Source organism: Streptomyces sp. NPDC018964 (assembly GCF_044390325.1).
Classification (GTDB): Bacteria; Actinomycetota; Actinomycetes; order Streptomycetales; family Streptomycetaceae; genus Streptomyces.
Map to the genome: position 1 here is coordinate 100,880 of NZ_JBIRYZ010000008.1, position 12,663 is coordinate 113,542.

General features: G+C 71.8%; 15 protein-coding genes. 9 read left to right on the forward strand and 6 right to left on the reverse strand.

Annotation, left to right across the window (positions count from 1 at the left end; translation table 11 throughout):
- Positions 1-30: 30 nt before the first annotated feature.
- Together ACH5AO_RS15695 and ACH5AO_RS15700 are read left to right on the forward strand one after the other, a co-directional pair.
- Complete coding sequence (locus ACH5AO_RS15695; RefSeq protein WP_398924814.1) at positions 31-984, forward strand: ROK family glucokinase; 954 nt, start codon at positions 31-33, stop codon at positions 982-984.
- 164 nt (positions 985-1,148) lie between these two features.
- A complete protein-coding gene (locus ACH5AO_RS15700; RefSeq protein ID WP_398924815.1) occupies positions 1,149-2,039 on the forward strand; it encodes a LysR family transcriptional regulator in 891 nt (296 codons plus the stop codon).
- Here the strand turns inward: ACH5AO_RS15700 and ACH5AO_RS15705 are convergent.
- The 4 genes from ACH5AO_RS15705 to ACH5AO_RS15720 all read right to left on the reverse strand — a co-directional run bounded on the left by ACH5AO_RS15705 (position 2,024) and on the right by ACH5AO_RS15720 (position 5,902).
- On the reverse strand, positions 2,024-2,767 hold the full coding sequence (locus tag ACH5AO_RS15705) for an SDR family oxidoreductase (RefSeq protein ID WP_398924816.1): 744 nt from the start codon (positions 2,765-2,767) through the stop codon (positions 2,024-2,026). The genes ACH5AO_RS15700 and ACH5AO_RS15705 overlap by 16 nt on opposite strands.
- A gap of 68 nt (positions 2,768-2,835) precedes the next feature.
- Positions 2,836-3,612, reverse strand: a complete 777-nt coding sequence (locus ACH5AO_RS15710; protein ID WP_398924817.1) for an SDR family oxidoreductase — start codon at positions 3,610-3,612, stop codon at positions 2,836-2,838.
- A gap of 466 nt (positions 3,613-4,078) precedes the next feature.
- On the reverse strand, positions 4,079-4,867 hold the full coding sequence (locus ACH5AO_RS15715; RefSeq protein WP_398924818.1) for a methyltransferase domain-containing protein: 789 nt from the start codon (positions 4,865-4,867) through the stop codon (positions 4,079-4,081).
- A gap of 213 nt (positions 4,868-5,080) precedes the next feature.
- Positions 5,081-5,902, reverse strand: a complete 822-nt coding sequence (locus ACH5AO_RS15720) for a MerR family transcriptional regulator (RefSeq protein WP_398924819.1) — start codon at positions 5,900-5,902, stop codon at positions 5,081-5,083.
- A 270-nt stretch (positions 5,903-6,172) separates the two neighbouring features.
- On the opposite strand from ACH5AO_RS15720, the gene ACH5AO_RS15725 reads away from it, so the two are divergent.
- Genes ACH5AO_RS15725 through ACH5AO_RS15740 form a run of 4 tightly spaced genes read left to right on the forward strand, consistent with a single transcriptional unit; the run spans position 6,173 to position 8,168 of the window.
- A complete protein-coding gene (locus tag ACH5AO_RS15725) occupies positions 6,173-6,997 on the forward strand; it encodes a Scr1 family TA system antitoxin-like transcriptional regulator (RefSeq protein WP_398924820.1) in 825 nt (274 codons plus the stop codon).
- Positions 6,994-7,179 (forward strand): DUF397 domain-containing protein, encoded by a 186-nt coding sequence (locus ACH5AO_RS15730; protein WP_398924821.1) that lies wholly within the window; start codon positions 6,994-6,996, stop codon positions 7,177-7,179. The genes ACH5AO_RS15725 and ACH5AO_RS15730 overlap by 4 nt, the downstream gene beginning before the upstream one ends.
- 8 nt (positions 7,180-7,187) lie before the next feature.
- The gene (locus ACH5AO_RS15735) at positions 7,188-7,373 is read left to right on the forward strand and encodes a DUF397 domain-containing protein (RefSeq protein WP_398924822.1); all 186 of its coding nucleotides are present in this window, start codon (positions 7,188-7,190) and stop codon (positions 7,371-7,373) included.
- Between the two features lie 39 nt (positions 7,374-7,412).
- The gene (locus tag ACH5AO_RS15740; protein WP_398924823.1) at positions 7,413-8,168 is read left to right on the forward strand and encodes an endonuclease/exonuclease/phosphatase family protein; all 756 of its coding nucleotides are present in this window, start codon (positions 7,413-7,415) and stop codon (positions 8,166-8,168) included.
- A gap of 28 nt (positions 8,169-8,196) precedes the next feature.
- On the opposite strand, the gene ACH5AO_RS15745 is transcribed toward ACH5AO_RS15740, so the two are convergent.
- Positions 8,197-8,793 carry a hypothetical protein gene (locus tag ACH5AO_RS15745; RefSeq protein WP_398924824.1) on the reverse strand — a complete coding sequence of 199 codons (597 nt, stop codon included), beginning with the start codon at positions 8,791-8,793 and terminating at the stop codon, positions 8,197-8,199.
- On the reverse strand, positions 8,786-9,583 hold the full coding sequence (locus tag ACH5AO_RS15750; protein WP_398924825.1) for an alpha/beta hydrolase: 798 nt from the start codon (positions 9,581-9,583) through the stop codon (positions 8,786-8,788). Before ACH5AO_RS15750 ends, ACH5AO_RS15745 begins: the two co-directional genes overlap by 8 nt.
- A gap of 189 nt (positions 9,584-9,772) precedes the next feature.
- On the opposite strand from ACH5AO_RS15750, the gene ACH5AO_RS15755 reads away from it, so the two are divergent.
- The 3 genes from ACH5AO_RS15755 to ACH5AO_RS15765 are packed head-to-tail and all read left to right on the forward strand — an operon-like array spanning position 9,773 to position 12,561.
- A complete protein-coding gene (locus ACH5AO_RS15755; protein WP_398925239.1) occupies positions 9,773-10,555 on the forward strand; it encodes a lysophospholipid acyltransferase family protein in 783 nt (260 codons plus the stop codon).
- Between the two features lie 51 nt (positions 10,556-10,606).
- Positions 10,607-11,845, forward strand: a complete 1,239-nt coding sequence (macS, locus tag ACH5AO_RS15760) for a MacS family sensor histidine kinase (RefSeq protein WP_398924826.1) — start codon at positions 10,607-10,609, stop codon at positions 11,843-11,845.
- Positions 11,842-12,561 carry a response regulator gene (locus tag ACH5AO_RS15765; protein WP_398924827.1) on the forward strand — a complete coding sequence of 240 codons (720 nt, stop codon included), beginning with the start codon at positions 11,842-11,844 and terminating at the stop codon, positions 12,559-12,561. Before macS ends, ACH5AO_RS15765 begins: the two co-directional genes overlap by 4 nt.
- Positions 12,562-12,663: the final 102 nt, after the last annotated feature.

A 12,663-nucleotide genomic window follows, 5' to 3' on the forward strand; every position in this document is an offset into this window, starting at 1 on the left:
TAGCGGGGCTCGACCGGAACTGAGGGATTCATGGGACTCACCATCGGCGTCGACATCGGCGGCACGAAGATCGCGGCCGGCGTGGTCGACGAGGAAGGCAACATCCTCTCGACCCACAAGGTGCCGACCCCGGGCACGCCCGAGGGCATCGTGGACGCCATCGCCTCCGCGGTGGAGGGAGCGCGCGCCGGGCACGAGATCGTCGGCGTGGGGATCGGTGCGGCCGGATACGTCAACCGCCAGCGCTCGACGGTGTACTTCGCGCCCAACATCGACTGGCGCAACGAGCCGCTCAAGGAGAAGGTCGAGGCCCGTACGGGTCTCCCGGTCGTCGTGGAGAACGACGCCAACGCCGCCGCCTGGGGCGAGTACAAGTTCGGCGCGGGCGCCGGCCACCGCAACGTCATCTGCATCACGCTCGGCACCGGCCTCGGCGGCGGTGTGATCATCGGCAACAAGCTGCGCCGCGGCCACTTCGGCGTGGCCGCCGAGTTCGGCCACATCCGCATGGTGCCGGACGGTCTGCTGTGCGGCTGCGGCTCGCAGGGCTGCTGGGAGCAGTACGCCTCCGGCCGCGCCCTCGTCCGCTACGCCAAGCAGCGCGCCAACGCCACCCCCGAGAACGCCGAGACCCTGCTCGCCCTCGGCGACGGCACCCCCGAGGGCATTGAGGGCAAGCACGTCTCCGTGGCCGCCCGCCAGGGCGACCGGGTGGCCGTCGACTCCTACCGCGAGCTGGCCCGCTGGGTCGGCGCCGGCCTCGCCGACCTGGCCTCCCTCTTCGACCCCTCCGCCTTCATCGTCGGCGGCGGCCTCTCCGACGAGGGCGAACTGGTCCTCGGCCCGATCCGCAAGTCCTACAAGCGCTGGCTGGTCGGCGGCAACTGGCGCCCCGTCGCCGACGTCCTCGGCGCCCAGCTCGGCAACAAGGCGGGCCTGGTCGGCGCGGCGGACCTGGCCCGGGAGCCCGACCCGGTCATGTGACCACCTCCCCACCCGTACGCACGACAGCGCCCGCCTGATCCCCCCGAGGACGGCGGGCGCAGCCGTGACCGCCGCCGTCGCGGGAATCCCCGCCGCCGGAACCGGGTTGCCCACGGTGACGACGGGGTGGACGACGGTCCACCGAGGGGAGGGAACAGGAACCGATGAGTCTTCGTCAGTACGAGTACGCCCTGGCCGTCGCCGAGGCGGGCTCGGTGACCGCGGCGGCGGAACTGCTGCACGTCGCCCAGCCGTCGGTGTCCCAGCAGATCCGCGGCCTGGAGCGGGAGCTCGGTGTGGAACTGTTCGCCCGCACCCCGACCGGACTGGTGCCCACCATGGTCGGCCGCGCCTTCCTGCGGGAGGCGGAGGTCGCGGTGAGCGCGTCGCGGCGGGCCAGGGCGACGGCGCGGGCCGGTGCCGACGAGCTGGCGGGCGAACTGGTGGTCGCGGTGCAGATGGGCTTCGGCACCCGGCAGCTCCCGGGCGCGCTGGGCGCGCTGCGCCGCCGCTTCCCGAGGCTGGAGGTCACCGTCTTCGAGGAACCCAGCTCCGCGGAGCTGGACCGGCTGTGCCGCCGGGGCGTGCTGGACCTCGCCCTGATGGCGGCGTGCGAGCGGAGCCCCGCCGACGCCCACCACCTCGGCGACGAGGAGTTCGTCGTCGTCCTGGGCGACGGACACCGGCAGCTCGCCGCGGACCGGGTCGAGCTGAGCGATCTGGCGGGGGAGCCGTGGGTGAGGTTCGACCGCGACAGCGCGCTCGACGGCGTGCTGCTGAACGTACTGCGGGACGACGACCCGTCCCCGACCACGGCCGCCCGCGTGTCCCAGACGGCGACGGCCGCGCGCTGGGCCGCCCAGGGCCTGGGGGTGACCCTGGTCCCGGCCTCCGCGGTGCCCGACGGCCACGAACACCTCGTCCGCCCGGTGTCCCCGCCGGTGTCCCAGCCCGTCATCGCCGTGGTCCGGCAGGGCGCGGGCCCGGCGGAGACGGCCCTGCTCGAACTCCTGCGCCAGGAGACCTGGTCCGGGGCCGTTCAGAGCTGGGTGTAGCCCCCGTCCACGGCGAGCTCGGCGCCGGCGGTGTACGTGGCGTCGAAGGCGAGGAACGCGGCCGCTCCGGCGATCTCCTCGGGCATGCCGAAGCGCCGCATGGGATTGTCCGTGACCCGCTCCGCCTTGAACTGCTCGGCGGCCTCCGCCGTCATCGTCCGCTCCAGGATCCCCGTGTCCACGGGACCGGGGCTGACCGCGTTGACACGGATCCCGCGGGACAGCAGGTCGCGGGAGAGGGTGCGGGCCATCGAGCGCAGGGCCGCCTTGCCGGCCGCGTAGACACTGGTCTCCGGCAGGCCCATGACGTTCGCGGCCGAGGTGGTGAGGACGACGCCGGCGCCCGTGCTCAGCAGCGGGGCGAGCTTCTGCACGGTGAAGAAGGCGCCCTTGACGTTGATCGCGAACAGTTGGTCGTAGTCCTCCTCGGTCGTCGACCCGAAGGGCGTCGGGAGGGTGACGCCGGCGTTGATGAACAAGGCGTCGACCGTGCCGAGTTCGCCCTTCACCCGGCCGGCCAGGGCGTCCAGGTCGGACAGGGAGGCCACGTCGCCCCGGACGGCCACCGCGTTCTCGCCGAGCCGCTCCCGCGCGGCGTCGAGCGTGTCCCGGGAACGCCCGGTGATCACCACGCGGGCCCCGCCGTCCACCAGCAGCCGCGCCGTCGCGAACCCGATTCCGCTGCCGCCGCCCGTGACCACCGCGTTCTTTCCGCTGTACTTGCCCATGCCGGGGTTCTCTTTCTCGAAATCGAATCGGTAATTCTTCACCATGGAAATGCGAAATCCCGCCGGCGTCAGCCCCTGGTGAATTCCCCGCCGTCCACGACGAGATTGCTCCCGGTCAGCCAGCTCGCCCGGTCGGACACGAGGAACAGCACCGCGTGGGCGAGGTCGTCGGGCCGGCCGTCGCGCCCCAGCGGAGGGGTGTCGTCGGCGTTGGTCCGGGCCGGCGCCCCGTTCAGCCGCGCCCACTGCTCACGCGTCGCCTCGCCGCCGGGGGTGGCGACCCTGCCGGGGGTCACGGTGTTGACCCGGATCCCGGACGGGGCCAGCTCCTGGGACAGTCCCCGGCTGTAGTTCTCCAGCGCCGCCTTCGCCGCCGTGTAGTGCAGGAACGGCGGTGCCGAGGTGGGGACCGCGGCCGAGGAGACGTGCACGATCACCCCCGAACGCCGTTCCCGCATCCCCGGTACCAGCAGCGCGTCCAGCCGTACCGACGCCAGGTAGTTCAGGTCGAGCGCGTCCTGCCACTCCTCCTCGGGGATGGCCACGGCACTCTTGTGGGGTCGGGCCCCACCCGCGTTGTGGACCAGGATGTCCACCCCGCCGAGCACCTCTTGCGCGGCCACGGCGAGCGCCTGGGCGCCGGCCCGGGTCCGTACGTCGGCCGTCACGAAGGCCGCCCCCTCCGGCACCGTGTCCGACGCCGACCTGGCGGTCGTGAGCACCTCGGCGCCCGCCTCCAGGAGCCGGCGCACGACGGCCGCCCCGATACCACGGGAACCACCCGTGACCAGAGCCCGCTTTCCCGCGAGCTCCCGAATTCCCGACCCGTTCTCGATCGCGGTCATACCGCCCGTCCTCTCGATCGCTCAATCGCGGATTCACGGTAGGCCCGGAAAACAATGAGAGGCAAAGACGAAATATGAGCGGGGGTCATAGGTGATCCCTATAGCCCCTCCACTGCCGGCACGACTTCCTCACGCGGATGCGGTGCCGCCCGCCCTGCGCCAGCGCACGCCGGCCGGCGCATCCCGATCCGCACGGCGACGGCACCGGAATCGGAGAGCACATGCCGACGGGGCGAGAGGTGGCTCCTCTCGCCCCGGACACCGCGCACGGCTCCTGTCCGAAGGCCGGCTTCGTCGTCGCCCACTCGCCGGTGCGGGTGATGACCGCCGTTCCGGTACCGGTCGTCGACGCGCCGCCCTTGTGGAAGTACACGTCACCGGTGCTGCCCAGCGCCCAGATGCGAGCCGGACGGCAGCCGGACGGTACTGCGCCGGGAGATGTCCACGCCGCCGTATGCGAAGCGGATCAGCGTGCCGGCTCGGACGTGCCTCGCGTCTGGTCGCGGCCGGCGACCACCAGGTATCCATCACTCTCGGGGTCGAAGGTGGTGGACCGCACCGTGAGCCCCACGCTCCGCAACTGCGCCACGAGGTCCTCGTACCGGTAGGGCCAGATGGACAACCGCTCCGAGCAGGCCCGCACCGCCCCGTCCGGCTCGATCCGGGCGACCACGATCTCGAGGAAGTGTTCCTGCTCCCAGCGCTGCTCGATCTGCCAGGAGTAGCTGACGACCGCATCGCGGCCGTTGCGGCGGACGAGCCGATCGCGGACGTCCACCCGTGAGCCGGCGGAGCGCACGAGCTCCCAGTTGCGTGACGTGAGCACGAGGCGTCCGCCCGGATTCAGCAGCCGCGACATCGCTTCCAGTGCGGTCAGGCGCCCGGCTGCGCCCTCGGCGTGCCCGAGCGAGTTGCCGACGCAGAACACCAGATCGAACGTGGAGTCCTCCAGGTGGTCGGGCAGCTCGTCCCAGCTCGCGCGGAGGGCTCGAAGCGGGACACCCTGCTCGCCGGCGAGCCTCTCGGTCCGGCGAACCATCCCCGCACTGGCGTCCGCGGCGACCACGTCAAGGCCGAGACTCGCGAGACCGACGGCGAGCTGGCCGGTTCCACACGCGCAGTCGAGGACGCGCGCGTCGGGCGGCACAGGGCCCACGACATCGGTGCAGTACACCGCGGCCGCCTCGGCGGGAGTCAACCTGTCGTCCCCGATCAGCCACTCGTACACATCGGAAAGCGCCCCATAACCAGCCACCGCGACCACCTCCATCACTCGACGACACGCGGGCTGGACCGCACCTGCGATGCGGACCTCGCGCCTCGCACTGTGCCGGGCCGTGTCGGCGAGGCATCGAGCAGGACCCAACCACTACCGGCCGCTGAGACTCCACCGGATTTCGCGGGAAACCACGACACGCCGCACCGACGCAGGCCCTCACTGTCACCGGCCAGGCTGAGGCGCGATTGATCAGGCCCGGGTCACCGGTGCCTGCAGTTCCGTCACCCAGTCGTCACGATTTTCCGGGCACTCCAGGTTGATCTCGCGGGGGTATCCGGTCGACTGGTAGTCGTTGGCGTCGATCCAGCGGGCCAGGGCCTGGGCGGTGGGGAGTACGGCGTCCAGCGAACCGCGATGCACGATGGTCGCCGCCTGGTCGAGCGACGGCAGGTCGAGGATCCGGAAGGTGCCGTCCTGGAGAGGGGCGGAGACCTGGACGGCGGCGTGGACGCTGATCTTGCCTCCACCCTCCGGGGCGTCCTCGTAGTATGCGATGCCGGGGCCCGTGGGGGTGATACCCGCCGAGTCCAGGCGCCGGAACAGCTCGTCGTAGAGCGGCCCGATGACCGGGCCGATGTCCTCGGGCTCGAAACTCGCGGCGGTCGCGGTCAGCTCCGCCACCCGGACGGAAGGGACGCTCTTGATGACAACGTCGTTCGTGGGCATGTGCCCCTCACTCTCGATCGCTCGGAGCCTCGCCTCGACCTGGATCAGCCGTGCTCCCGCGGCAGCCATCGCGGTCTCCAGTTCGGCCCGCCGCAGCCGCAGCATGCCGCGCAGTTCCCCGAGGCCGACCTTCTCGTCCACGATGTCCCGGACCTGCTGGAGAGAGAACCCGAGATCTTTGAGCGCGATGATCCGGTTGAGGCGGGCGAGCTGGGCAGCGGTGTAGTAGCGGTAGCCGCTGGCGGGGTCGACGTGAGCCGGTCGCAGCAGTCCGGTCGCGTCGTAATGACGCAGCATCCGGACCGAGACGTGGCCATGCCGGGCGAAGTCTCCGATGGTGAACATGATGTCTCCGAGTTGACCGCCTGACACCGTGTGAGGGTCAAGAAGCTACTCGGCGGCCGGGGGACAGTGAAAACCCGGGGCTGCATCGGCCCAGTTGCACGGGCGCTCTCACAAGCGAGCAGTCCGTGACCATGCAACTTCCCTGAGAGGACGACCCGTACACGTCGGCTGTACGGGCTGAGGCCGGGGCCCGCGCGTAACCCCTGCCGGGCACCGGGATGTTGTACGGCTGCAAGGTGTGCCGGTTACGCGACAAGGGGGTCGTCGTCCATGGCGAACGGCAGCACGCTTGAGTCGTCCGACAGTCTCAAGGCGTTCGGGGCGGCCTTGAAGACGTTCCGGGAACGTGCCCTGATGACACAGGAGCAGCTCGCCGAGCGGCTCAACTACTCCCATGCGTCCGTCGCCTCGGTGGAGCAGGGGCGGCGGATGCCGACCGCCGCCTTCGTGGAGCGGGCCGAGGAGGAGCTGGAGGCGTTCGGGGTGCTGCGGGCCATGGTCCGGCACCTCGGGCGACAGCGGGGGCTGGCGGTGTGGTTCCGGGAGTGGGCCCAGTTGGAGGAGATGGCGGTCGGGCTCTGCACGTACGAGTGCCGGGTGGTGCCGGGGCTGCTCCAGACCGAGGCATACACGCGGGCTGTCATGCTCAACGTGCCGCCTCCGCCCGGTGAGGAGCAGTTGGAGCAGCGGATCGCGGCCCGCGCGGCGCGGCAGGAGCTGCTCCGGCGCCGGCCGCCGATCGCGTTCAGCTTCATCGTGGAGGAGTCGGTGCTGTTGCGGCACACGGGCGGTGAGGATGTCACCCGGGAGCTGATCGACCACTTCCTCGCGACCACCGAGTTGTGGAACGTGGAGTTGCAGATCATGCCGCTGCGGCAGCCGTATCACGCGGGGACGGATGGGCCCATGCGGCTCGTCGAGACTCAAGAGCGGCAGTGGGTGGGGTACTCGGAGGGGCAGAAGACCGGGCATCTCGTTTGTGACCGGGAAGCGGTGAACGTCATGCAGATGCGCTATGCCAAGATGCGTTCACAGGCCTTGTCCCCGCCGGCGGACTCGGTGGAGTTGTTGCAGCGGATGCGAGGAGCGCTATGAGCACCTACAGCGAGCTGGAATGGTTCAAGAGCAGCTACAGCGGGTCTGAGGGGGACGACTGCGTCGAGGTTGCGAAGGCACTCGCTGCTGTCCATGTGCGTGACTCCAAGGCGCAGGACGGCCCCCGGTTCGCAGTGTCGGCGTCCGCGTGGTGTGAATTCATCGGCTACGTGGAGCGTTGACGGGGGCCATGAGCATTCGTAGCGAGCTGGAATGGTTCAAGAGCAGCTACGGCGGGTCCGAGGGCGACAGCTGTGTGGAGGTGGCCTTCGCAGCCGAGGTCGTGCATGTGCGGGACTCCAAGACGCAGGACGGGCCGCGGTTCGCCGTCTCGTCGGTTGCCTGGCCTGACTTCCTCGGCCGTATGGGCCGCTGACCCGCGTCACGTCGTGCGGGGCGGCGTATCTTGATCCGTATGGCGACGACTCCGCTGCTGCCCGACTCCCGGACCGAGTCCGACGGTTCGGCCGTCATCCGGGTGCTCAGCTACAACATCCGGTCGATGCGGGACGACACCGGTGCGCTCGCGCGGGTGATCACCGCCTGCGCTCCCGATCTCGTCCTGCTCCAGGAGGCGCCGCGGTTCTTCCGCTGGCGCAAGAAGCTCGCCCGGCTCGCCTCGGAGGCGGGCCTCGTCATCCTCTCCGGGGGTGCCACCGCCGCCGGGCCCGCGATGCTGTGCTCGCTGCGGGCGACCGTCGAGCGCACCGAGGACGTGCTGCTGCCGCTCACCCCCGGGCAGCACCGGCGCGGGTTCGCCACCGCCGTCGTACGGTTCGGGGGCGCCCGGGTCGGCGTGCTGAGCTGTCACCTGTCGCTGGAGAAGGGCGAGCGGTACGAGCAGGGCGGGATGCTGCTCGACCGGGTCGCCGGGATGGGCGTCGAGCACGTCATCGCCGGCGGGGACGTCAACGAGCCGCCGGGCGGGCGGACCTTCCGGCGGCTGGCCGAGTCGCTCACCGACTGCCATGCCACGGCCCCCTGGGGCGGTGAGCACACCTGGGTCCGGGACGAACCGCACCGGCGGATCGACGCCCTCTTCGTCACCAAGGGCGTCGAGGTGCTGGGCTGCGGGGTGCCGCTGGAGCAGCCCGGGGTGAGCGCGGCGGACCTGAGGGCGGCCACGGACCACCTTCCGGTCCTGGCCGCCCTCCGGATCCCTGCCGCGTAAACGGGCCCCCGCCGCGTAAACGGGGCGCTCAGACCACCGCGCCCCGCCCCGGATCGTCGTCGTCCTCGTCGTCCGTGCGCATGCGCATCACCAGCGTGGCGATGCCTCCCAGGAAGCCGCCGATGCACAGGGTGGCCAGCCACCAGGTCATCTCCCAGCCGAGCAGGATCGCCAGCAGGAGCAGGAGCGGGCCGCCGAGCACTCCCAGCCAGGCGAACTTCGACGTGACGTCGGCCTCCGGCAGCGGGGGCGGCTCCGGCGGGACGAAGTGGCCCTCGTCGGTCTCGTCGAGGTCGTCGTCCGACGGCTCGGCCACGCTGTAGTCGCGCGGGCCGCCGACACCGGGGGCGAAGGAGACGGAGCCGCCCAGCGGCTTGGCCGGCTTGTCCTCGGCCTTGACGGGGGACTCGGCCCTCGCCCCGTCGTCGTTCGTCTCGGGCTCCAGCAGCGCCAGGTCCTCGACGGACTTGAACGGCTTGGCGCCCGGCGGGTCCGGCGGCTCCTCCCCGTACCCGGCGACGATCGCCTCCCACGCGGCGGCCTCGTCGAAGGGGACCCCCTTCTCCTCCGGCTCGCGGCCCTCACGGCCCTCGCGGTCCTCGCGGTCCGAGTCGTGCTCAGCCACCTGTGGTCGTCCCTTCCGTGCCGAGACCGGGCTCCTTGACGGCGCCGGGTGCGAGCCGGCCGATGAACGCGGTGCTCTCCTGGAAGATCCGCTCCGCGTCGTAGTCCAACGTCGCCACGTGGTAGCTCTGTTCCAGCAGGATCTCCGTGACGTCCGTCGACGACACCCGGCCGAGGATCCGGGCCGAGTCCGCGGGCGGCACCACGTGGTCCTGGGGGCTGCGCATCAGCAGCAGCGGCTGGGTGACCCGGGGCAGCTCGCCGTCGACGAGCCGGAGGAGGTTCCGCAGCGAGTGCGCCGCGTGCAGCGGCACCCGGTCGTACCCGAGCTCCCTGCTCAGCGGCTTCGCGATGTCGCTCGCGATGCCCTTCGTCGCCGGGACGAGATGGCGCAGCACCGGAAGGGCGTGCGCGGCCACCCCGTGCACCTTGTTCGCCGGGTTCACGACCATCACCCCGCTCACCGCGTCACCGTGGAGCGCGGCCAGCCGCAGCGCCAGCGCTCCGCCCATCGACAGACCGGCGACGAACACCCGCTCGTGGCGGTCCAGCAGCAGCCGCAGCTCGCGGTCCACCTCCGCGTACCAGTCCTGCCAGCCGGCGACCGAGAGGTCCTGCCAGCGGGTGCCGTGCCCGGGCAGCAGGGGCAGCGAGACGGTCAGGCCGTGCCCGGCGAGATGCTCGGCCCAGGGGCGCAGCGACTGCGGTGAACCGGTGAAGCCGTGGCAGAAGAGGACGGCGGTCTCCCCGCCCTCGTGGCGGAACGGCTCGGCTCCGGTCAGGAGCGGCACCTTCGGCCTCCTGTTCGTAGGAAGGTCTGGTACGTCACGATGATCGCGGCAGGTGCCGCACACGGGTTGCAGGACCTTCACCGTACGCGACCGCACTGACACCGACCAGGGCCGTCGGGGCCTTTGACGGCGCTCCGGGATATGGTCTGACGAACACGCACAGGAGGCACTCGGTTGTTGTACGGCACGATGAAGGTCGCCATCGGAGGGCCGCTGAAGCTCGCCTTCAGGCCCTGGGTGGAGGGCCTGGAGAACATCCCCGCCGAGGGCCCCGCCATCCTGGCCAGCAACCACCTGTCGTTCTCCGACTCCTTCTTCCTGCCGGCCGTGCTGGACCGCAAGGTCACCTTCATCGCCAAGGCCGAGTACTTCACCACCCCGGGCGTGAAGGGCCGGCTGACGGCCGCCTTCTTCAAGGGCGTGGGCCAGCTCCCGGTGGACCGCTCCGGCGCGCGCGGCGCGGGCGAGGCCGCGATCAGGAGCGGCATCGAGGTCATCGAGCGCGGCGAGCTGTTCGGCATCTACCCGGAGGGCACCCGCTCGCCCGACGGCCGCCTCTACCGGGGCAAGCCGGGCGGCCTCGCGCGCGTGGCGCTGGCCACCGGGGCGCCCGTCATCCCGGTCGCCATGATCGACACGGAGAAGATCCAGCCGCCCGGCCAGGTCATGCCGAAGCTGATGCGGCCCGGCATACGGATCGGCAGGCCGCTGGACTTCAGCCGCTACCAGGGCATGGAGCACGACCGCTTCGTGCTCCGCGCGGTGACCGACGAGGTCATGTACGAGATCATGAAGCTGTCCGGCCAGGAGTACGTCGACATGTACGCCACCGCCATGAAGCGGCAGCTCTCGGAGGCGGCCAAGGCCGAGAAGGAAGCGGAGAAGGCGGCGAAGGCGGCGCTCGCCCGCGCGGAGAAGGAACAGGCCGAGAAGCTGAAGGCCGCCATGGAGCAGGACGGCCGGGAGCGGTAGGACGGGCGACGGCCCGGCCCCTGGACGGGGGCGCAGGGGGGAGTGGGGGACATGGCCAGGCGCGAGCGAGTCATGCGCATGTCGGTCGAGCAGCCGCTGTGGCGTGCCCTCACCGGCTACCGGGTCCTCACCCTCATGTACGCGATCGGCCTGTTCGCCACCGCTCACGAGGAGTTCCCCCGCCCCTGGCTGGCCGTCGGCTACTTCGCCGTCCTCGCGGTGTGGACCCTGGCCACCCTGCCCAGGACCGCGAGCGAGGCCGCCTGCACCAAGCGCTTCCTCACCGCCGACCTGACCATCGCGGTCGTCGGCATCCTGCTCACGCCCCTCGCCGACGCACCCGCACGCATCGAGGCGGGCGGCCCGACCCTGCCGTCGATCTGGACCGCCGGATCGGTGCTCGCCTTCGCCGTCAAGGGCGGCTGGCGCTGGGCGGCCCTCGCCTCCACCCTCGTCGCCGCCGCCAACCTCGTCGAACGCGGCAGCCCGGCCCGCGACACCGTGCACAACGTGATCCTCGTGTGGGTCGCCTCCATCGCCATCGGCTACGTCGTCGAGGTCGCCCGCGCCTCCGAGCGCACCCTCGCCCGCGCACTGGAGATCGAGGCCGCGACCAGGGAGCGGGAGCGCCTCGCGCGGGACATCCACGACAGCGTGCTCCAGGTGCTGGCCATGGTGCAGCGCCGGGGCGCGGTCATCGGCGGCGAGGCCGCCGAACTGGGCCGGATGGCCGGGGAACAGGAGGTCGCCCTGCGCACCCTGGTCTCCGGCGGGCTCGTCCCCGTCTCCCGGGCCTCGGAGGACACCGCCGAGGGCGCCGTCGTACGGGCCGTGGACGAGGACGACACCGGGGACGACGGGCCGGTCGACCTGCGCACCCTGCTCGCCCCCTACGCCGGATCCCTGGTCAGCCTCGCCGAGCCCGGAGCGCCGGTGCGGCTGGCACCGGCCGCCGCGCGGGAGGTGGCCGCCGCAGTCGGGGCCGCCCTGGACAACGTCCGCAGGCACGCGGGGGAGCGGGCACGCGCCTGGATCCTGGTCGAGGACGAACCGGACGAGGTGATCGTCACCGTCCGCGACGACGGCCCCGGCATCCCCGAGGGCCGGCTCGCCCAGGCCGAGGGCGAGGGCCGGCTCGGCGTGGCCCTGTCCATCCGGGGCCGGCTGCGCGACCTCGGCGGCAGCGCGGAACTGATCTCGGTGCCGGGACAGGGCACGGAGGTCGAACTGAAGGTGCCCAAGGCCGCGAAGGAATCGAAGGACCCACGGGGGAAGGCGGAACGGCGATGACGGACAGCACCGGGGAGCACGGGGAGCACGGGGAGCACGGGGACCACGGGGACCCGATCAGGGTCATGGTGGTCGACGACCACCCCATGTGGCGCGACGCCGTCGCCCGCGACCTGTCCGAGTCCGGCTTCGAGGTCGTCGCCACCGCCGGCGACGGCGACCAGGCGGTGCGCCGCGCCAAGGCCGCCGTACCCGACGTCCTCGTCCTCGACCTGAACCTGCCCGGCAAGCCCGGCGTCCAGGTCTGCAAGGAGGTCGTCGCCGCGCACCCCGCCGTCCGCGTACTGGTGCTCTCGGCGAGCGGCGAGCACGCCGACGTCCTGGAGGCGGTGAAGTCCGGTGCCACCGGCTACCTGCTGAAGTCCGCCTCCACCGAGGAGCTGCGGGACGCGGTGCGCCGCACCGCCGTCGGCGACCCGGTGTTCACCCCCGGCCTGGCCGGGCTGGTCCTCGGCGAGTACCGCCGCCTCGCCTCCGAACCGGCCGGCCCCGCCCCCGCCGGCGGCGAACCGGGCGCGCCCCGGCTGACCGACCGCGAGACCGAGGTGCTGCGCCTGGTCGCCAAGGGCCTCAGCTACAAGCAGATCGCCGAACGGCTCGTCATCTCCCACCGCACCGTGCAGAACCACGTCCAGAACACCCTCGGCAAGCTCCAGCTGCACAACCGCGTCGAACTCGTCCGCTACGCCATAGAGCGCGGCCTCGACGACGAGTAGGCCGGGCGGAACGGGCGGAAGGCCCTCCAGGTGTGCCCCGTACGGCCCGGGCACGCCCTCCGGGGCGCCCGTATATTCGCCGGTACGGCAGTACACGACCCG